Origin of the sequence: Qipengyuania sp. YIM B01966, assembly GCF_016461955.1 — a bacterium.
GTDB lineage: Bacteria > Pseudomonadota > Alphaproteobacteria > Sphingomonadales > Sphingomonadaceae > QFOP01.
The window spans coordinates 12,161-30,528 of the sequence record NZ_JADMNM010000008.1; the positions used below are offsets into that span (position 1 = coordinate 12,161).

Consider the following 18,368-nt stretch of genomic DNA (forward strand, 5'->3'; position numbering starts at 1 on the left):
CCCGGGCAACCGGCGCCGCGCTTTTTTCTATGCACCCTCTGGACTTGGAGGCGGTTGGCGACAACACAGCAGCCATCACCCGACTCCCGAGGGAACACACCATGTCAGCACGTCTTGCGCTTCTTGCCGCAGCCTCTTTCGCCGCGATCGGTTTTGCCACCCCCGCCGCCGCCGAGGAGGGGATGTGGACCTTCGACAATTTCCCGGCCGAACGGATGCGCGAGCAATATGGCTGGGCGCCCGACCAGCAATGGCTCGACCGCGTGCGCGCCGGCGCGGTGCGGCTGACGGGAGGGTGCTCGGCCAGCTTCGTCTCGCCGCGCGGCCTGATCCTGACCAACCACCATTGCATCGCCTCGTGCCTGTTCGACAATTCGAGCGACACGGCGGACTATCTGGACCGCGGCCACGTCGCCAATCGGCTCGAGGACGAACTGCCCTGCCCTGGACAGCAGGCCGAGATCGTCACCAGCATCACTGACGTGACGGCCGACATCAAGGGCGCGATCGGCACGCTGGCCGGCAAGGCGCTGACCGATGCACGCGATGCGCGGATCGCCGCGATCGAGGCCGCCGGCTGCACCGACCGTGCGACCACCCGCTGCCAGGTCGTCACCCTGTTCGGCGGTGGGCAGTACAAGCTCTACACCTATCGCAAATATTCCGACATCCGGCTGGTCTGGGCAGGCGAGGACCGCGCCGCGACGTTCGGCGGCGATCCCGACAATTTCAATTTCCCGCGCTATTCGCTCGATGCGGCTTTCCTGCGCGCTTATGAAAACGACCGGCCGGTTGCCACACCGCAGCATCTGCGCTGGAACCCGCGCGCGCCGCAGGCCGGCGAAGTGACCTTTGTGGTCGGCAATCCGGGGTCAACTTCGCGCCTGTTCACGCAGAGCCAGCTGGCCTTTGAACGCGAGGTGCGCCTGCCGGTGACCGTGGCGACGACCTCCGAACTGCGCGGTCGGTTGATCCGCGCGATGGAGGAGAGCCCCCAGCACCACCGCGAAGGGCTCGATACGCTGAACGGCCTCGAAAACTCGCTCAAGGTCCAGATTGGCCGCACCAAGGCGCTGGGCGATCCGGCGTTCACCCGCACGCTCGCCGATGCCGAGCGCGATCTGCGTGCGCGCAGCAGCGTCGGGGCTGCCGATCCGTGGGGCAGCGTCGAACAGGCGGTGACGGCGTATCGCGCGCTCTATCTGCCTTATCGCTTCACCGACCCGTCGGGCGACCTTTACGCCTATGCCCAGACGCTGGTGATGGCCGCCGAAGAACGCGGCAAGCCCAATGGCGAGCGTCTGCCGGGCTTCACCGACAGCGCGTTGCCGCTCACGGAAAAGCGCCTGCTCGACCAGCGCCCGGTCTATCCCTGGCTCGACGAGTTGATGATGAGCTGGAGCCTCAGCAAGGCGCGCGAATATTTGGGGGCCGACGATCCCGATACCCGCCTGCTGCTTGGTCAGGAAAGCCCCGAGCAGCTGGCCCGCCGGCTGGTGACCGGCACCCGCCTCGCCGACCCGGCCTATCGCCGGCAATTGTGGGAAGGCGGCAGGGCTGCGATCGAGGCGTCGGACGATCCGATGATCCAATATGCCCGCCGGCTCGACCCGCGCCAGCGCGAACTGGAGCAGCAGGTCAAGCAACGCTATGCCGGGCCGCTGACCACCGCCGGCGCGCAGCTGGCCGATGCCCGCTTAGCAGCGTTCGGCGACACGCTCTATCCCGATGCGACCTTCACCTTGCGGATCAGCTACGGCCGGGTGCAGGGCTGGACCGAGCGCGGGCAGGAGGTGCCGATTGCCACCACCATGGGCGGAACGTTCGACCGGGCGACCGGCAATGCGCCGTTCGACCTTGCCCCCGCCTTTGCCGCCAATCGCGCGGCGATCGATCCGGCCACGGCCTATAATTTCGTCACCACCAACGACATTATCGGCGGCAATTCGGGCAGCCCAGTGATCGACCGCGACGGGACGGTGATCGGCGCGGCCTTTGACGGCAACATCCACTCGCTCGGCGGCAATTACGGCTACGATCCGGCGCTCAACCGCACCGTGGTCGTCTCGACCGATGCGGTGCAGGAAGCACTGGAGAAGATTTATCCGGCCCCGGCGCTGGTGGCCGAACTGCGGGCCGCCCCGGCGCCGCGCCAGCGCCGCCGCCGCTAGGCGTAGCTGATGCGGATGCGCGCAGCGGCCTCGGCGGCAATCCGCCGGGCCGCTGCGGTATCGCCGGCTGTCGCCAGCGCCACGCCCATCCGGCGATAGGGGCGCGCTGTCGGCTTGCCGAACAGCCGCACATCGACCGTGCCGCCAGGCACGGCGAGCGCCTCGGCCAGCCCGTCATAGCGCACCGTGTCACTATCGCGGTCGGCCAGGATCACGGCCGAGGCCGCCGGGCGCGCGCGCCTTTCGCCCGGTACCGGCAGGCCCAGCAGCGCGCGGGCGTGGAGATCGAATTCGGTCAGGTTCTGCGAGATCAGCGTCACCATCCCGGTATCATGCGGCCGGGGCGACAGGTCGGAAAAGACCACCCGCTCGCCGGCGACGAAGAATTCGACCCCGAACAGTCCCCAGCCGCCCAGCGCCGCGACCACCTTCTCGGCCATTGCCTGCGCCTGCTCGAGCGCGGCCGGCGCCATTGCCGCCGGCTGCCAGCTTTCCTGATAATCGCCGCGTTCCTGCCGGTGACTGATCGGCGGGCAGAAGGTGATGCCGGCCTTGTGCGCCACGGTCAGCAGGGTGATCTCGTAATCGAAGGCGATGAACTCCTCGACGATCACCCGCGCCGTATCGCCGCGCATATTGGCCACGGCATAATCCCACGCCGCCTGCATCCCGGCCGCATCGCGCACCGTGCTCTGCCCCTTGCCGCTGGACGACATGACCGGCTTCACGATGCAGGGAAAGCCGGTATGCGCGGCCGCGGCCTCTGCTTCGGCGAGGCTTTCGGCAAAGCGGTAACGCGAGGTTTCGAGGCCCAGTTCCTCGGCCGCCAACCGGCGGATCGCATCGCGGTTCATCGTCATCTGCGCGGCACGGGCTGACGGGACGACGCGGTGTCCGTCGCCCTCGAGTTCGGCCAACACCTCGGTGCGGATGGCCTCGATCTCGGGCACGATGTAATCGGGCCGGTGGCGTTCCACCGCGCGGCGCAGCGCCGCCCCGTCGAGCATCGAGAACACCTCGCGCGCATCGGCCAGTTGCATGGCGGGGGCATTGTCATAAGCGTCGCAGGCGATCACCCGCGCGCCCAGCCGCTTGGCCGAGATGGTGAATTCGCGGCCCAGCTCGCCTGAACCGAGCAGCATGACGGTGGCAATGAAGCTCATGCGCGGGCCTTAACCGGCCGGGCTAGGCGCGCCAAGCTCAGGCGGCGCGGTTGATCGTGCGGGCAGCCAGGACGCCGCCGGCGCGCGCGCGGATCAGCGCCGCTTCGCCCGCGCGCAGGGTCGCGTCGAAATCGCCCGCAAACGGCACGCAGGCCGCGTGCATCCGCGCCAGCGCCGGGCCGCCCCCTTGCCGGGCGAGTTGGTTGAACCATTCGCACACCTGCTGCGCAGGGATCTGCGCCCGCGCGAGATCATGCAGGGGCATCAGCGCGGCGAACATGTCGGCCCCGATCCGCGCGAGGATGTGATCGCGCGCCATGCCCTGCCGCATCAGCTCTGCACAGCTGCGCAGCAACTCGTCGCAGGCGCGCGGGCCGTGCGCGAAATTCAGCGCACGGAAACGTTCGAGATCGAACAGCGCCAACACCCCGCCTTGGCCGCTGTCGATCAGATGCGCGAGCATCGCCTGGAAGGCATGACGGTTGGCGAGCCCGGTCAGCGGGTCGGTCATGCCGGCGACGAAGGCGGCATCCTCCAACTCGCGCAGATCGTCGATTGAGCGCAACAGCGCAACAAACCCCCTTGCCCGACCGACCGGCAGCGCGCGCAGCCGATACCAGCAGCGCCGTCCGTCCGCTGTGCGCAGCGGCAGGTCGAGATCGGGCGGCGCCACACGCGCCGACGGCCGCTCGGCCAGATAGGCGCGGATGCGTCCGGCGAAGCGCGGTTCGGCAAGGTCCGCCAGCGTCGGGGGAAACAGCATATCGGCAAGCTGCACCCCGAGCGCAGCAAGCCCGTCGCTGGCCCGGACAATCCGGCCTCCCGCATCGATCCGCAGCACGATATCCCGTGCAGACCCCGTCAAAAGCCGCAAGAAAGCCGCGCCTTCGCGCGCCGTGAATTCGTATCCCATCGAACCGATTGCCCCCGGTTGCAGTACGATGGAGATCGAACCGAAGTACGCCTGTTGTGTTAACCAGGCTAACTTCGATTCGCCCTTCACTGTTAACCATGAATTATTTTTCGCAGCAATCAGTATTCGACCATGATGCGCACCCGCTCTCCAGAAATACCCAGTGCTTCGGCCACCATTCGGCGCGCCCGGCCGATGATTTCTGCAGCCGGGTCGGCCCGCGCGCTTTCCGTCAACGAGCTGGCATCCACCCCGAACAGCGCGGCGATTTCGTCGAACCGCTGCGGAACCGGGCGCGCCTTGTCATGCTCCCACGCCCAGACCGTGGGCTTGCTGACCGACAAGCGCTGTGCCACCTCATCGAGCGTCATCCCGCTGACGAGGCGCAGCCGGTGCAGCCGTTCACCCAGCGTGCCTGCCGGCGGCAGCGCCTCGGTAACCGGCGGCGCGCTGCGCAGTTCGGCGGCGCTCAACACCGCCTCACGCAACGGCTGGGCAAACTGGCAGCCGTAGAATTCACCGCTCTGCCAGACGATCTCGGCCGCGACCACACCCGCTTCGGGCAGGACCAGTTCGATCGTCTCGCCTTCGCTGAGCGGAGCGGGGCTCTGCATCAGCAGCCCGGTGGCAGAGGCATTGTGGATCAGCACGTTAGCTGCCTCGCCCGAAGGCAACGCGCCGCTGGTGGCGAGGCGCAGTTGACGCCTCACTCCCTGTCGCTGATCCGCCTGATCGAGATGCGCCCGTATCACCATCTGCCGCTCCTTGTGCGGCAGCAGCGTTCGCGGGGCGGGGTTAATTTCCGGTAAGCGCGGGCGTGGCGCGCCTCAACCCTCTTCCGCCGCATCGAGGCCGTAGGCGGTGTGCAGCACTCGCACGGCCAGTTCGGTCTCGTCCTCGTCCACCATCACGCTGACTTTGATCTCGCTGGTCGAGATCGCCTGGATGTTGATCCCGCGATCGGCCAGCGCCCGGAACATCGTGCTGGCAACGCCCGCATGGCTCTTCATGCCGACGCCGACCACGCTGATCTTGGCGATGTTGCTGTCGGTGATGATGCGGTTGTACCCGATATCCTCGCGGCGATCCTCCAGCAGCGCCTGCGCGCGCGGCAGATCGGTCTGCGGCACGGTGAAGGTCACATCAGTCTCACCCTTGTCGCGGCCGACGTTCTGGATGATCATGTCGACATTGATGCTGGCGCCGGCCAACGGCTCGAAGATGGTCGCCACCGCGCCCGGCTTGTCGGGCACGCGGGTGAGGATGATCTTGGCCTCGTTCTTGTCATGCGCGATGCCGGTGACGTGCTGGCGTTCCATTTCGCCATCCTCCAAGAGTTGGTTCATCTCCTCTTCCGAAACGATCATCGTCCCCGGAAGATCATCGGCCGGCGTCGCGCCATCATCAATGAAGCTGGAGAGCACCTGCACGCGCACCCCTTCCTTCATCGCCAGCCCGACCGATCGCGTTTGCAGCACCTTGGCCCCGACGCTCGCCAGTTCGAGCATTTCCTCGTAGGTTACCGCCTTCAGCTTGCGCGCGCGGGCGACGATGCGCGGGTCGGTGGTATAGACCCCGTCGACATCGGTGTAGATATCGCAGCGGTCCGCCCCCACCGCCGCAGCAACCGCGACTGCAGATGTGTCGGAACCGCCGCGACCCAGCGTGGTCACGCGGCCATCGTCGGCCATGCCCTGAAAGCCGGGAATGACGGCAATCTCGCCGCGTTCGAGCGAGGCGATCAGCGCCGCACTGTCGATCTCGCCGATGCGCGCCTTGGCATGGGCGTCGCTGGTGCGGATCGGCAATTGCCAGCCAAGCCAGCTGCGCGCCGCACAGCCGAGCGATTGTAGCGTAAGCGCCAGCAGACCCGAGGTGACCTGCTCGCCGCTGGCGACGACCACGTCATATTCCGCCGGGTCGTACAGCGCATTGGCCTCGCGGCAGAAATTTACCAGCCGGTCGGTTTCGCCGGCCATCGCCGAGACGACCACGACCACCTCGTCGCGGGTGCCATCGGGCTTGGGCGCAGCCTGGCGGCGCACGATATTGGCCACCCGGCGGATGCGCTCGGTCCCGGCCATCGACGTACCGCCGAATTTCATCACGATCCGTGCCAAGGCTGGGCGTGCCCCTTCGCTCAAAGCTGCCGCTGGCTTGCGGCTGTCGCGGCTGTTAGGGTTGCATGATGAGCGATGCAAGCCGTCAGACAGCGACGATCCGCCCTGAAGAGGCCGCCCATTTCGGCCGTCTGGCGGGGGATTGGTGGGATCCCAAGGGATCGTCCGCGATGCTTCACCGGCTCAACCCGGTCCGGTTGGGCTTCATCCGCGCGGCGATCGACCGGCATTGGGCCACAGGCTCGGTCGCGCGGCCGCTGGCGGGAAAGCGCGCGCTCGATGTCGGCTGCGGCGCTGGCCTGCTGGCCGAACCATTGGCGCGGCTGGGGGCAGATGTCACCGGGGTCGATGCAGCTGCGGAGAATGTCGCGGCGGCCCTCGCCCATGCGGCGGCGATGGGGCTTGCCATCACCTATCACGCGGGCGAACTGGCCGAGCTGGGACTGGGGCACTTCGATCTCGTCACCTGCCTTGAGGTGATCGAGCACGTCGCGGACAAGGCCGCTTTCGTCCGTCTGCTTGCCAGCCATCTCGCGCCCGGCGGAATGATGATCCTGTCGACGCCCAACCGAACGACCCGCTCGCGGTTGCTGATGGTGGAAGGCGCCGAATTGCTGGGGTTGATCCCGCGCGGCACCCATCAGTGGGACGATTTCATCACCCCGGACGAGTTGAGCGCTATCCTGGCGTCTGAAGGCTTCACCGTCACCGCCAGGAGCGGCATCGCCTTCACCCCTGGGCGCGGGCTGCACCTGTCGGACGATCTGGCGTTGAACTACATTCTCAGCGCCGAGCGGCGCTGACCGCTCCAGCCGGATCGTCAGTGAAGATGCCGGCCACGCCTGCTGCGCGTAGTAAGGCGATCAGGCCACCCATATTGCCCGCTGCACCCTCTTCCCCTGCGCTGCGTAAGGCGGGCGGGAGGAAGGCGTTCTCCTTGCGTACGGTCCATGCATGAACAGCCAGCCCGGCATGTGCGGCATCGGCCACCAGCGGCGTCGGGGCGCCATCGGTGCGCAGGACCAGCCGCAGATCGGCCCCGACCCCGTCGGCATAGATGGCGATCTCGGCAAGGCCGGCAGGCGTGAGCATTTCGGCATAGCGCAGCGCGGGTTCGTCCGCCGGGCCGCCATCAGCCGCGACCAGCTGGATCAACGGCACCTCGACCATCCGGTCAAGCCGGCGCAGCGGGCCGACCTCGAAACACTGGATGAACAGCGCGGCATCGGCCCCCGCCAGTCCGGCTCGGCGCAGTTCGGTGACCAGCAAATCGACCACGTCAAAGCCCTGCTGCATCAGAAACGTCGGATGCTTGAGCTCGGGATAAAGGCCGATACGCCGCCCCGTTTCAGCCTCCTTGGCGCGGACCAGCTGAACGATCTCGGCAAAGGTGGGCACCGCGTCGAGGCCATCAAATCGCGCATTGCCCGGGCGCAGGCCGGGAAGGCGCTCGCGTGCGCGCAAGGTGCGTAATTCGGCGAGGGTGAAATCCTCCACAAACCACCCGCTGACCAGCGTGCCGTCAATCGTCGCCGAGCGGCGGCGCGCGGCGAACTCGGGGCGGTCGGCAATGTCGGTCGTGCCCGAAATCTCGTTCTCGTGCCGCGCGACGAGGATATTGTCCTTGGTCACCACCAGATCGGGTTCGATGTAGTCGGCGCCCTGGTCGATGGCCCGCTCATACGCCGCCAGCGTGTGTTCGGGCCGTTCGCCACTGGCGCCGCGATGCGCGATGATCAGGACCGGTGCCGGCTCCGCAGCGCCGAGAACGGGGAGCGCGCCCAGCAACGCTGCGAGCATCACGAAAAAGCTGCGGACCATCCATCCTCCGAAAAGCCGACCAGCAGGGCCCCATCATGTTCGACCACCGGGCGCCTGATCATGCTGGGCTCGCGCGTCATCAGCATGACAGCGCGGCCCGCATCAATCCCCTCGCGCTCGGCCTCGGGCAGCTTGCGGAAGGTGGTGCCGCGGCGGTTGAGCAGCGCCTCGTGGCCGACCTCGGCAATCCAGCGCGTCAGCCGCGCGGGATCGGCGCCCTCTTTCTTGTAGTCGTGAAAAGTGTAGGCGAGGCCGCGCGCATCGAGCCAGGCGCGGGCGCGCTTGACGGTGTCACAGTTGGGGATGCCGTAGAGCTGGATGGTCATGGCGTTGTTGTCCGTGGAGATAAATGCGCGTCAGCAATCGCCACCGCCAGCGCATCGGCGGCGTCGGCGCCGGTAACGGTGATCCCGGGCAGCAATACGCGGAGCATCGCCTGCACCTGCCGCTTGTCCGCGCCGCCGGTGCCGACAACGCTTTTCTTGACCAGTCGCGCGGCATGTTCGGCCACTGGTAGCCCGGCCGCTCCGCAGGCCGCCAGCACCGCGCCGCGGGCCTGGGCCAGCTTCAGGGTCGATTGGGCGTTCTGGTTGACAAACACCTCCTCCACCGCCGCACGTTCAGGCCGGTAGTCGACAATGACCGCTTGAATCGCCGCATAAAGCCCCGCCAGCCGTAACGGCATCGGCATCGCCGGCGCGCTCGGCACTTCGCCATGGGCGATATGCGCCAGCCGGCTCCCCTCGGCGCGGATTACCCCCCAGCCGGTGCACGACAGCGACGGATCAAGGCCCAGGATCAGCGTCAGATCCGCAGGCCCAGACGCGGCGCCAGCCCGATCAAACCGAGGTACAACGCCACTGTCAGCGCGCAGCCAAGGGTCAACGCTACCCAGAAATGCACACCGCTGCGCATCAGCGCCGGGATCACAAGGAACATCGGCAGGCTCGGCAGCACGTACCAGAATGTCGCACCCGCATGGATCGCCATGTTTTCGGCGTCGGGCCGCTGGAACCACAGGAATATCATGCCCAGTACCGACACCAGCGGTAGCGAGGCAACCAGCGCGGCCACCCCCGGCAGCCGCTTGCCGATCTCTCCGATCGCCGCGATCATCGCCCCGGCGAGCAGCGCCTTGGCGACAAGCTGAAGCATCAGCCCAGTTTCGCCATCACGTCGTCGGACACTTCGTAATTGCCCCAGACGGTCTGCACATCGTCATCATCGTCGAGCGCGTCGATCAGCTTGAACAGCGTCTGCGCGTCGCTTTCGGCGACATCGACCGTCAGACCCGGCTTCCACGCCAACTTAACGCCGTCGGCCTCGCCCAGCACCCCTTCGAGCGCGGCGGCGACCTCGTGCAAGGCTTCCATATCGGTCCAGATCGCATGGCCGTCGGCACTGCTCTCGACATCGTCGGCGCCTGCCTCGATCGCGGCTTCGAGCACCTTGTCCTCATCGCCCGCGCCGGCCGGATATTCGATCAGCCCCTTGCGCTCGAAACCATGGCTGACCGCGCCCGAGGCGCCGAGGTTGCCACCATTCTTGGCAAAGGCGGTGCGGACATTGGTGGCGGTGCGATTGCGATTGTCGGTCAGCGCCTCGACGATCAGCGCCACCCCGCCCGGGCCGTAGCCTTCGTAGCGGATTTCCTCGTAATTCTCGCCATCACCCTTCGATGCCTTGTCGATCGCGCGCTGGATATTGTCCTTGGGCATCGACTGCGCCTTGGCGTTGTTGACCGCCAGCCGCAGGCGCGGGTTCATGTCAGGGTCGGGCGCGCCCATTTTGGCCGCGACGGTGATCTCGCGGCTGAGCTTGGAGAACATCGCGCTGCGCTTCTTGTCCTGCGCGCCCTTGCGATGCATGATGTTCTTGAATTTGGAATGGCCTGCCATGGCGGGTAACGCGTCCTTCGGGATGAATTGTCGAAGGGCGCATAGCCGCATGGAGGGGCAAGTCTCAAGTAGCGAACGCGCAGGTATAGTGCCGCGCCCAGGGCTGTCCGCAGCACCCGCCAGCGTTCGGGGCTTCTGGCCGTTCCTCAAGGCGCCGGCTCTGCCCGACCGCCCGGCGAGATTGAGCGGGGCTGCGCTTACCTCGACCGTCAGGCTTCTGCTGCTCGACCTGGCGCTGCTCGCGCCGATCGTGCTCGTCGCCGGACTGGCGCAGATGGCGGGCTACCAACTGCCCGACAATGTCTTTGCCAACATGCCGCTGACCGGCCCGCTGATCACACTGATAGTGATCGGTGCGCCGCTAATGGAGGAATTGCTGTTCCGCTCGTGGCTGTCGGGCCGGCCGCAGCACATTGCGCCGCCGCTGCTGATCGTGGCGGCGCTGGCAGCGTTGATCCTGCTCGGCCCGGCGCAACCGCTCGCCGGTGGGGCGACGGCGCTGACCGCGCTGGTGGTAGCCGGCATCGCCGCCTGGCGCTGGCGCGGGCGAAATCCGCTGCCGTTCTTCCGCCGCCACTTCCGGTGGTTCTACCTCGCCGCCACCGCCGCCTTCGCCAGCGTACACCTGACCAATTACACCGAGGGCACGGCGCTGTTCCTGTTGCCGCTGGTGATCCCGCAATTCCTCACCGGGCTGGTGCTCGGCTATGTGCGGGTCCGCAACGGATTGTGGAGCGCGATCCTGCTCCACGCGCTGCATAACGGCGTGATTGTCGGCGCGGTGCTGCTGGCGACCCGCGCTGCCGGGGTACACTAGGGGCAGTTCCCGCTGGCTTATCCGTTCACTACGGTTCCGCCATTGGGATGCAGCACCTGCCCCGACATGTATGACGAATCCTCGCAGGCGAGAAACAGGAAGCTGGGTGCCACTTCGTTTGGCTGACCAGGCCGGCCCATCGGGCTGTCATCGCCAAAATTTGCCACCTTTTCGGGCGGTGCCCCTCCGGCCGGGTTGAGCGGGGTCCAGATCGGCCCGGGTGCAACCCCATTCACGCGGATACCGTGTTCGATCAGGTTTTCGCTGAGCGAGCGGGTGAAAGCGGTGATAGCGCCCTTGGTCGAACTGTAATCGAGCAACTCGCCCGAGCCCTGATAGCTCGTGATTGAGGTACAATTGATGATGGCCGCCCCGCGTTTGAGATGAGGGCGCGCGGCCTGCGTCAGATAGAACATCGAATAGATGTTTGACTGAAACGTGCGCTGCAGTTGCTGCGGGGTGATAGCGGTGATCTCCGCATTAGGATGCTGCTCACCGGCATTGTTGACCAGCACGTCAAGCCCGCCGAACGCCTTCACCACCGCATCGACCAGCTTCTTGCAGACCTTCGGATCACCCAGGTCACCGGCAAAGCGCATCGCGCGGGCGCCTTCCGCTTCACAGGCGCGCTGTGTTTCGCGCGCGTCCTGTTCTTCTGAAAGATAGGAGATCGCAACCGCCGCGCCCTCGCGGGCAAAAAGCACCGCGACCGCCCGCCCGATGCCGGAATCGCCGCCGGTCACCAGCGCCACTTTCCCCTCAAGCCGACCCGAGCCGGGATAACGCGGTTCAAATTGTGGCTGTTCGGCAAGTTCGGCTTCACTACCCGGCAGACCCGAAGGGATTTCGGCGACCACCGGGCCGGATTTCGATCCGCGCTTCTTGTTTGGGTCGCCCGTGCCGCGCCGCTTGGCCTTCGCCGCTTCCGCCTTCTTGGCGGACGGGGCGACCTTGCGTGCGGCCTCGTCGTTCTTGCCGGATTTGGCGGCCTTTGCGGCGCCTTTTTTTGCCGGGGCGGATTTTGCTTGCTTGGCCATGTGGGCGCACCTTGCGTTCGACGAGAGGGTTCCTCCTCCAATCGCCCGCGCGCCGCGGCGTTCCCGGCAGTTACCCCAGACCGAGCGCCGCCTTGTAGGTGTCGAGCACCATTTCCATTTCCGCCCGGTCGTCGGGTTTCATCTTCCTCAGGCGAACAATCTGGCGCATGATCTTGGCATCGTAACCGACCGCCTTGGCCTCGGCATAGACGTCGCGGATATCATCGGCGATGCCCTTCTTTTCTTCTTCAAGGCGCTCGATGCGCTCGATCAGCAGGCGCAGGCGGTCGTCTGTGGCATCGGCCATTATCGTCTAGGCTCCGGTATTGGGTGAATCGGTTGGCGGTCCGATAGCGCCCCCGGCCGCAGCAGCAAGGCGCCAGCGGCGCCCATCCACAGACCGCCAGCCTTTGGCCGACCTTGTGTTGCAACACCGCTCTGGCATAGGCGGCCCCATGGCCCAGCCCACCCGCTTTTCCCCGCGCGACCGCAAGGTCAAGATCCTCGCCACCATCGGCCCCGCCAGCCGCGAGCCGGAGATGATCCGCCGGCTGCTCAAGGCCGGCGTCGATGCCTTCCGCGTCAATATGAGCCACGGCGAACATGCCGGCCATGCCGAAACTATCGCCCGGATCCGCGAGGCGGAAAAGGAGTTTGGCCGGCCGGTGGCGATCCTGGCGGACCTTCAGGGGCCCAAACTGCGGGTGGGCAGCTTCGAAGGCGGCAAGGCGTTCATCCGCCACGGGGCGCATTTCACCTTCGACCGCGATCCAGCGCCGGGCGACGACACCCGCGTCTGCCTGCCGCATCCCGAACTGTTCGGCGTGCTGCACAAGGGCCAGCGCCTGCTGATCGACGATGGCAAGCTGCGCCTGGTGGTGATCCGCGCCGAGCCTGACCGCGTGCTGTGCAGCGCCGAGGTGGGCGGGTTCATCATGGATAGGAAGGGCGTCAACATCCCGGATGCGGTGGTGCCGGTGCCCGCGCTGACCGACAAGGATCGCCGCGATCTCGATTTCGCGCTGGAGCACGGGGCTGACTGGATCGCGCTCTCTTTCGTCCAGCGACCCGAAGATGTCGCCGAAGCGCGCAAGATTATCGGCGCGCGGGCCGCTTTGATGGCCAAGATCGAGAAGCCGGCGGCAATCTCGCGGCTGGCCGAGATCATCGAACTGGCCGACGGGATCATGGTCGCACGCGGCGATCTGGGGGTGGAACTCAACGCCTTCGAGGTGCCGCCGTTGCAGAAACGGATCGTTTCCATGACCCGGACCTCGGGCAAGCCGGTGGTGGTGGCGACCCAGATGCTCGAGTCCATGATCAGCAGCCCCGCCCCCACCCGGGCCGAGGTGTCTGACGTCGCCAACGCCGTCTATGACGGGGCCGATGCGGTGATGCTGTCGGCCGAAACGGCGGCCGGGCAATGGCCGGTCGAAGCGGTGACGATCATGGACCGGATCGCCGGCGAGGTGGAACGCGATTCGGGCTATCGCCGGCAGGTCAGCTATACCGATATTCTGCCCGACCGGACTACCGCCGATGCGCTCGCCCATGCCTGCGCGAGCATTGCCGAAACGGTGACGGTCGCCGGCATCGTCGTGTTCACCGGCTCCGGCTCGACCGCGCGGCGCGTGGCGCGCGAACGGCCGGCGGTGCCGATGCTGGTGCTGGCCCCTGCGCTCAAAACCGCACGCCGACTGGTTTTGCTATGGGGCGCGCACGCGGTGCACACCCGCGATATCGGCAGTTTTGAAGAGATGATCGCCAAGGGCAAGCGGATGGCGCTGCGCCACGGTTTCGGCCAGGCGGGCAGCAAGCTGATCGCGCTGGCCGGCGTACCCTTCGGAACGCCGGGCAGCACCAACCTGCTCCATGTGGTGACGCTCAGCGGCGACGAACTCGAGCGCCTGGGCCACTAGCGCGTATCAAGCAAAACCCCGCATCAGCGAGGGAATCAGCGGTGGCAACTCGCGGGCCAGAAATCCCAGCGGCCCTTGCTGTTCGGCAAGCCGCCGCCCGGCCTCTCCGTGAAGCCATACCCCCCAAGCTGCCGCGCTGACCGGCGGCTGACCGCGCGCCAGCAGTGCGCCGATTATTCCGGCCAGAACATCGCCTGAGCCACCTGTGGCGAGCCCCGGCCCGCCGCCAGCGAAGCACAGCGTCGGCTCGCCAGGCGCGGCAAGCAACGTGATCGCGCCCTTGGCGAGGACGAGTTGCCCGGTCGCCTTGACTGCCGATGTCAACATTACCGCCTGTTCATCCGGCGACGGGGCGTCGTCGGCGTCCAGCAAGGCCGCGAGTTCACCCGGATGCGAGGTGATGACGCACGGAACGCTAGCCTTTCGCAACGCCGCGTGGCGTTCGCTGCAAGCGCGGATCGCGGCGGCGTCTATCACCAGCGCCTGACCGCGTTTGAGCGTAGCGAACGCTGCATCGAGCAATGTTCCCGCTGCCTCGCTATCCCCCATGCCGGGTCCGAGCACCAGACAGTCGCAGCGTTCCATCGCGTTACCAAGCTGCTCGGCGGAAGAGCGCGCAGGTTCCCCCTTTTCGCCTTCGGCAAGCGCAATGATCCCGGCTTCGGGCACGGCCATGCCCAGCGGGATGGCCAGGCATTCAGGGGTCGCGAGCTGAACCTTGCCAGCACCGGCGCGAAAGGCAGCTTCGCCCGTCAGGCGCAGGGCCCCCGCCGAAAGCCGGCTGCCGCCAACTACCAGAACCGTGCCGCGGCGGTTCTTGTCGGTATCGTGCGCGACGCCGATCAACGGATGGGAAGCCAGCCATGCGCGATCAAGCGGAACGGTGGCAGCCTGCGCCACTGATTTTTTAGCCACGCGCGGCAACCATCCGGTCGGGTTCGGCCGTTACCGGAGTAGCATCCTCGACCATCGGCGCGGTTATGTTGTAGGCCGCCAGCTTCAACCCGCCATCCTTGCCCGCCCCGGGATCGAAGCGATATTCGGTCACCGCACAATTGCCGACATCGCCTTCTCGGTCGATCGCGAGAATTTCCGCTTCCGACAGGTTTTCGATCACATAGCGCATGCACAAGACGACCACCTGATGCGCCACGATCATCACCTTGCGGCCACCATAATGGAGCGACACGGTATCGAGCAGGGAGCGGAGGCGGAAGATCACGTCGCACCAGCTCTCGCCGCCAGGGGGACGGTGATAAAACTTGCCCAGCAAGCGGCGGAATTCCGCCTGGTCAGGCTGAAAATGCGCCACGCCGCCCGTTGTCAGCCCGTCGAGAATGCCAAACTCCTTTTCGCGCAGGCGCTCGTCGGTGCAGATGCATTCGTCGGGATCGCAGCCGCCATTCGCCCGAAAGATTTCGGCCGTCTGCTGCGCGCGCACATAGGGCGAGGCGAGGACGACGTCGGGCACCTCGCCTTTGCCGGCAAACCATTTGCCGAGAGAAGCTGCCTGCTCGCGGCCGAGATCGGATAAAGGGACATCGACATCGCGGTCGACGAGATCGATCCGCAAGGCGCCACTCTCATGCGCCGCGTCACGCGCGACATTGCCCGCGCTTTGCCCATGGCGGACGATCCATAGAGTTTCAGGCCAGCGCGGGGTCATCATGCGCCCCTTACTTGCCCGGCTGCACCGTCCAGGCCGGGGGCTCGTCGCGCCCTGCTTCCTCGTCAGCGTCAGCCTCTTCCTTCGTTTTCTGCACGGTATCGGCCGCGTGATGGACGGGTGCGTAAATGGCGTAGAGCTTCATCGGCTCGTCGCCTTCGTTGATGACATCATGCCATGTCCCCGCCGGAACCATGATCGCCCAGTCATCCGCGACAGCCTGTTCGAACGTCAGATTGTCTTTGGCCGGGCCCATCACGCATTTGCCCTTCCCCGCCTCGAGACGGAGAAATTGATCGGTTTCCTCGTGGACCTCCAGCCCGACCGATTCGCCGACCGGAATGGACATATAGGTGACCTGGAGATAGCGCCCGGTCCACGCGACAGTACGATAGTTGTCGTTTGCCTTGGTTTCGGCTTCGATATCGAGGGCGGTCGGTTCTTTCTCGCGCATGGCTCACTCCGGTTGCAGGGTTCCTCAAGATAACGCAGCGGACGCCAGCCGTTCCCGACTGTCACATCCCCGCCGCAATTCGCAGCCTTGCGCGGGCTTCATCTGCCCCGATCAGCGGCAGCAATTCACCCATGTCCGGCCCGTGGTCGCGCCCGGTCAGCGCCTGACGCAGTGGCAGGAACAGAGGCTTGCCCTTGCGGCCGGTGGCCTGTTTCAGCGCGCTGGTCAGCGCGGGCCACGGGTCATCGGTCCATACCAGCGCATCCGCTGCCTGGGCGAGGAAGGTGCGATCCTCGGGCGGGAAATCCGGCTGTTCGATAGGTCCGGTGATGACTTTCCACCATTCGCCTGCCTCACACAGCATGGTGAGATTGGGGCGGATGGCGTGCCACGCGGCTGCATCCATCCCTGCCGGCAGCCGCGCCGCGACCTCGGCAAACTCTGCTCGGTGCAGGAGAGCAGCGTTGATGCGCACCAGCTCCGCATCGTCGAACCGCGCAGGTGCGCGGCCGAAATCCGCCAGTTCGAACCCCGCCGCAAGCGCCTCCATCTCGTGGTGCGGCTCGACCGGCTGCGACGTGCCGATCCGTGCGAGGAGCGAGGTCAGCGCCATGGGTTCGAAGCCTGCCGCGCGCAACTCATCCACGCCGAGCGAGCCGAGCCGCTTGGACAGCTTGCCCTCCGCGCCCACCAGCAGCGCCTCATGCGCGAAACAGGGCAGGGTTTTTGCTGCACCGAAGCCCGCTTCAAAAAGTGCGGTAAATATCTGAATCTGCAAAGCCGTGTTGGATACGTGGTCCTCTCCGCGCAGCACATGGGTGACGCCCATGTCGATGTCGTCCACCGCGCTTGGCAACATATATAACCACGAGCCATCCGCGCGGCGGATCACCGGATCGGACAGTTGTGCCGGATCGAAATGCTGCGGTCCGCGAATGGCATCGTCCCAGACGATCGGCGCATCTTGGTCGAGCTTGAACCGCCAATGCGGCGCGATGCCCGCAGCTTCCTTTTCCGCGCGCTCCGCATCACTCAGCGCCAGCGCTGCGCGGTCGTAGATCGGGGGGAGCCCGCGCCCGAGCAGCACCTTGCGCTTGAGGTCGAGTTCCTGCGCCGTTTCATAGGCCGGGTAAATCCGCCCCGCCGCGCGCAGAGCATCAAACGCACGGCTGTAGAGGTCCAGCCGCTCCGATTGTCGCGCCTCGCCATCAGGGTTGAGACCCAGCCAGGCCAGATCCTCGCGGATGGCGCTGACGAACCGCTCCTCGCTGCGCGCCGCGTCGGTATCGTCGATCCGCAAAAGGAACGTCCCGCCATGCTTCTTGGCCAGCAGGTAATTGTGCAGCGCGGTGCGGATGTTGCCGACATGGAGCCGGCCGGTCGGAGCCGGCGCAAAACGGGTGGTGATCGTCATGCGCGCCGCTCTAGCGCGGCGGCTGCCTTATTGCGAGAACAGCAGCACACTGCGCCCGCCGCCGCTGAGCAGGATGCCGTTGCTGGCGGTGAGTGTAGCGGTATCGGCGGCGTCGATCGCCGCAACCATGCGCGCTTCCGGTTCAGATAAGGGTGCCGCGCAGGGTGTCGGCTTCGGCGCGATATCGATGGTAATGGCCGGGGTGCGCTCGGTCATCAGCCGCCCATCCCGATGGCGATAATGCCAGGCGATTTGCTGGCAATTGTCGAACTCAATCCGGTCGCGGCCGATTTCGAGCGCCAGCCCGCGCCTTCCGCCTAGCTCGCCGCCATCGATCCCCGCCACCCGATAGTGCCCGGCGAGTGACACCGAATGCGCGGACGACATCTGCGATGGTGACGCCACGGGCGCGTTGAGGTCGGCCGAGGATGGCGCGTCCGGCTGTCGTGGCAGGTCGGGCAAGCGCCGCAACACCAGCGAACGGCCTCCGCCCGATAAACGCAAGGTACCCTCAGGGGCGCGATCAACCCGGTCCGCGGCGGCGACCACGTCCCACATGTCGAGCAATTCGCGCGGGAAACCGATGTCGCACACCGCGCGTGGCTCCGCGTCAATTGGGGGCAATTGGCGAAAGCTGGTGCCTGAAGCCATATAGCGCGCGCTCTGCCCGGCGCAGGCCGGTTCCCACCAGATACGCCCGGCATCGGCCATCAGGTCGATCCCGAAGCCTGGCGTCCCGGTCTTGCCGTCGAGTTCGACCAGCCGCCAACGTCCGGCAATGCTCGTCTGCGGCGCGGCGACGGGAGCGGGAGGCTCGGGCGCCGCTTCGGGCGTGGCCGGGGCGCACGCGGCAAGCAGGATCGCCAGAGCAAGTGGCACAGGAGGCATGAGGCGGATCATACCAGCCGTCCCGGCCATGCAAAAGCCCCGCCGGATCGCTCCGGCGGGGCCTCTGGTGATTGCACTGGTGGAGAA

At 66.4% G+C, this 18,368-nt stretch carries 20 protein-coding genes; 4 read left to right on the forward strand and 16 right to left on the reverse strand.

Annotated elements, in window-relative coordinates; genetic code table 11:
• Positions 1 to 101 precede the first annotated feature (101 nt).
• Positions 102 to 2,171 carry a S46 family peptidase gene (locus ILT46_RS09605; RefSeq protein ID WP_199504430.1) on the forward strand — a complete coding sequence of 690 codons (2,070 nt, stop codon included), beginning with the start codon at positions 102 to 104 and terminating at the stop codon, positions 2,169 to 2,171.
• On the opposite strand, the gene purT is transcribed toward ILT46_RS09605, so the two are convergent.
• From purT to ILT46_RS09625, 4 genes are all read right to left on the reverse strand, one after another.
• Positions 2,168 to 3,334, reverse strand: coding sequence for a formate-dependent phosphoribosylglycinamide formyltransferase (gene purT / locus ILT46_RS09610; protein WP_199504431.1), 1,167 nt, complete (start codon positions 3,332 to 3,334; stop codon positions 2,168 to 2,170). The two genes, ILT46_RS09605 and purT, sit on opposite strands and share 4 nt — an antisense overlap.
• Before the next feature lie 37 nt (positions 3,335 to 3,371).
• Positions 3,372 to 4,247 (reverse strand): GGDEF domain-containing protein, encoded by an 876-nt coding sequence (locus tag ILT46_RS09615; RefSeq protein ID WP_199504432.1) that lies wholly within the window; start codon positions 4,245 to 4,247, stop codon positions 3,372 to 3,374.
• 119 nt (positions 4,248 to 4,366) lie between these two features.
• The gene (locus ILT46_RS09620; protein ID WP_199504433.1) at positions 4,367 to 5,002 is read right to left on the reverse strand and encodes a helix-turn-helix domain-containing protein; all 636 of its coding nucleotides are present in this window, start codon (positions 5,000 to 5,002) and stop codon (positions 4,367 to 4,369) included.
• A 72-nt stretch (positions 5,003 to 5,074) separates the two neighbouring features.
• Entirely contained in the window at positions 5,075 to 6,367 is a 1,293-nt protein-coding gene (locus ILT46_RS09625) for an aspartate kinase (protein ID WP_441344187.1), read from the reverse strand.
• 68 nt (positions 6,368 to 6,435) lie between these two features.
• Between ILT46_RS09625 and ubiG the strand changes: the two genes are divergently transcribed.
• A complete protein-coding gene (ubiG, locus tag ILT46_RS09630) occupies positions 6,436 to 7,170 on the forward strand; it encodes a bifunctional 2-polyprenyl-6-hydroxyphenol methylase/3-demethylubiquinol 3-O-methyltransferase UbiG (protein ID WP_199504434.1) in 735 nt (244 codons plus the stop codon).
• Here ubiG and ILT46_RS09635 read toward each other — a convergent pair.
• Genes ILT46_RS09635 through ILT46_RS09655 form a run of 5 tightly spaced genes read right to left on the reverse strand, consistent with a single transcriptional unit; the run spans position 7,151 to position 10,086 of the window.
• Positions 7,151 to 8,188, reverse strand: a complete 1,038-nt coding sequence (locus tag ILT46_RS09635; RefSeq protein ID WP_199504435.1) for a glycerophosphodiester phosphodiesterase family protein — start codon at positions 8,186 to 8,188, stop codon at positions 7,151 to 7,153. The two genes, ubiG and ILT46_RS09635, sit on opposite strands and share 20 nt — an antisense overlap.
• Positions 8,167 to 8,514 (reverse strand): ArsC family reductase, encoded by a 348-nt coding sequence (locus tag ILT46_RS09640; RefSeq protein ID WP_199504436.1) that lies wholly within the window; start codon positions 8,512 to 8,514, stop codon positions 8,167 to 8,169. The genes ILT46_RS09635 and ILT46_RS09640 overlap by 22 nt, the downstream gene beginning before the upstream one ends.
• Complete coding sequence (ruvC, locus tag ILT46_RS09645; protein ID WP_199504512.1) at positions 8,511 to 8,996, reverse strand: crossover junction endodeoxyribonuclease RuvC; 486 nt, start codon at positions 8,994 to 8,996, stop codon at positions 8,511 to 8,513. Before ruvC ends, ILT46_RS09640 begins: the two co-directional genes overlap by 4 nt.
• Positions 8,993 to 9,343, reverse strand: coding sequence for a DUF3147 family protein (locus ILT46_RS09650; RefSeq protein WP_199504437.1), 351 nt, complete (start codon positions 9,341 to 9,343; stop codon positions 8,993 to 8,995). Before ILT46_RS09650 ends, ruvC begins: the two co-directional genes overlap by 4 nt.
• The gene (locus ILT46_RS09655; RefSeq protein ID WP_199504438.1) at positions 9,343 to 10,086 is read right to left on the reverse strand and encodes a YebC/PmpR family DNA-binding transcriptional regulator; all 744 of its coding nucleotides are present in this window, start codon (positions 10,084 to 10,086) and stop codon (positions 9,343 to 9,345) included. The genes ILT46_RS09650 and ILT46_RS09655 overlap by 1 nt, the downstream gene beginning before the upstream one ends.
• Before the next feature lie 88 nt (positions 10,087 to 10,174).
• Here ILT46_RS09655 and ILT46_RS12175 point away from each other — a divergent pair, with 88 nt between their 5' ends.
• Positions 10,175 to 10,903 (forward strand): CPBP family glutamic-type intramembrane protease, encoded by a 729-nt coding sequence (locus tag ILT46_RS12175; RefSeq protein WP_199504439.1) that lies wholly within the window; start codon positions 10,175 to 10,177, stop codon positions 10,901 to 10,903.
• Positions 10,904 to 10,920: 17 nt separating this feature from the next.
• On the opposite strand, the gene ILT46_RS09665 is transcribed toward ILT46_RS12175, so the two are convergent.
• Together ILT46_RS09665 and ILT46_RS09670 are read right to left on the reverse strand one after the other, a co-directional pair.
• Positions 10,921 to 11,940, reverse strand: a complete 1,020-nt coding sequence (locus ILT46_RS09665) for an SDR family oxidoreductase (RefSeq protein ID WP_199504440.1) — start codon at positions 11,938 to 11,940, stop codon at positions 10,921 to 10,923.
• Positions 11,941 to 12,010: 70 nt separating this feature from the next.
• Positions 12,011 to 12,247, reverse strand: a complete 237-nt coding sequence (locus ILT46_RS09670; RefSeq protein WP_067676531.1) for a DUF2312 domain-containing protein — start codon at positions 12,245 to 12,247, stop codon at positions 12,011 to 12,013.
• Positions 12,248 to 12,395: 148 nt separating this feature from the next.
• Between ILT46_RS09670 and pyk the strand changes: the two genes are divergently transcribed.
• Positions 12,396 to 13,859, forward strand: coding sequence for a pyruvate kinase (gene pyk / locus ILT46_RS09675; RefSeq protein WP_199504441.1), 1,464 nt, complete (start codon positions 12,396 to 12,398; stop codon positions 13,857 to 13,859).
• A 6-nt stretch (positions 13,860 to 13,865) separates the two neighbouring features.
• On the opposite strand, the gene ILT46_RS09680 is transcribed toward pyk, so the two are convergent.
• From ILT46_RS09680 to ILT46_RS09700, 5 genes are all read right to left on the reverse strand, one after another.
• A complete protein-coding gene (locus ILT46_RS09680) occupies positions 13,866 to 14,759 on the reverse strand; it encodes an NAD(P)H-hydrate dehydratase (protein ID WP_199504442.1) in 894 nt (297 codons plus the stop codon).
• Between the two features lie 7 nt (positions 14,760 to 14,766).
• Positions 14,767 to 15,525 carry a histidine phosphatase family protein gene (locus ILT46_RS09685; RefSeq protein ID WP_199504443.1) on the reverse strand — a complete coding sequence of 253 codons (759 nt, stop codon included), beginning with the start codon at positions 15,523 to 15,525 and terminating at the stop codon, positions 14,767 to 14,769.
• A 10-nt stretch (positions 15,526 to 15,535) separates the two neighbouring features.
• Complete coding sequence (locus ILT46_RS09690; RefSeq protein WP_199504444.1) at positions 15,536 to 15,979, reverse strand: cupin domain-containing protein; 444 nt, start codon at positions 15,977 to 15,979, stop codon at positions 15,536 to 15,538.
• A 61-nt stretch (positions 15,980 to 16,040) separates the two neighbouring features.
• On the reverse strand, positions 16,041 to 17,393 hold the full coding sequence (locus tag ILT46_RS09695) for a glutamate--tRNA ligase (protein ID WP_199504445.1): 1,353 nt from the start codon (positions 17,391 to 17,393) through the stop codon (positions 16,041 to 16,043).
• A gap of 27 nt (positions 17,394 to 17,420) precedes the next feature.
• Positions 17,421 to 18,293 (reverse strand): hypothetical protein, encoded by an 873-nt coding sequence (locus ILT46_RS09700; protein WP_199504446.1) that lies wholly within the window; start codon positions 18,291 to 18,293, stop codon positions 17,421 to 17,423.
• Between the last annotated feature and the right edge of the window lie 75 nt (positions 18,294 to 18,368).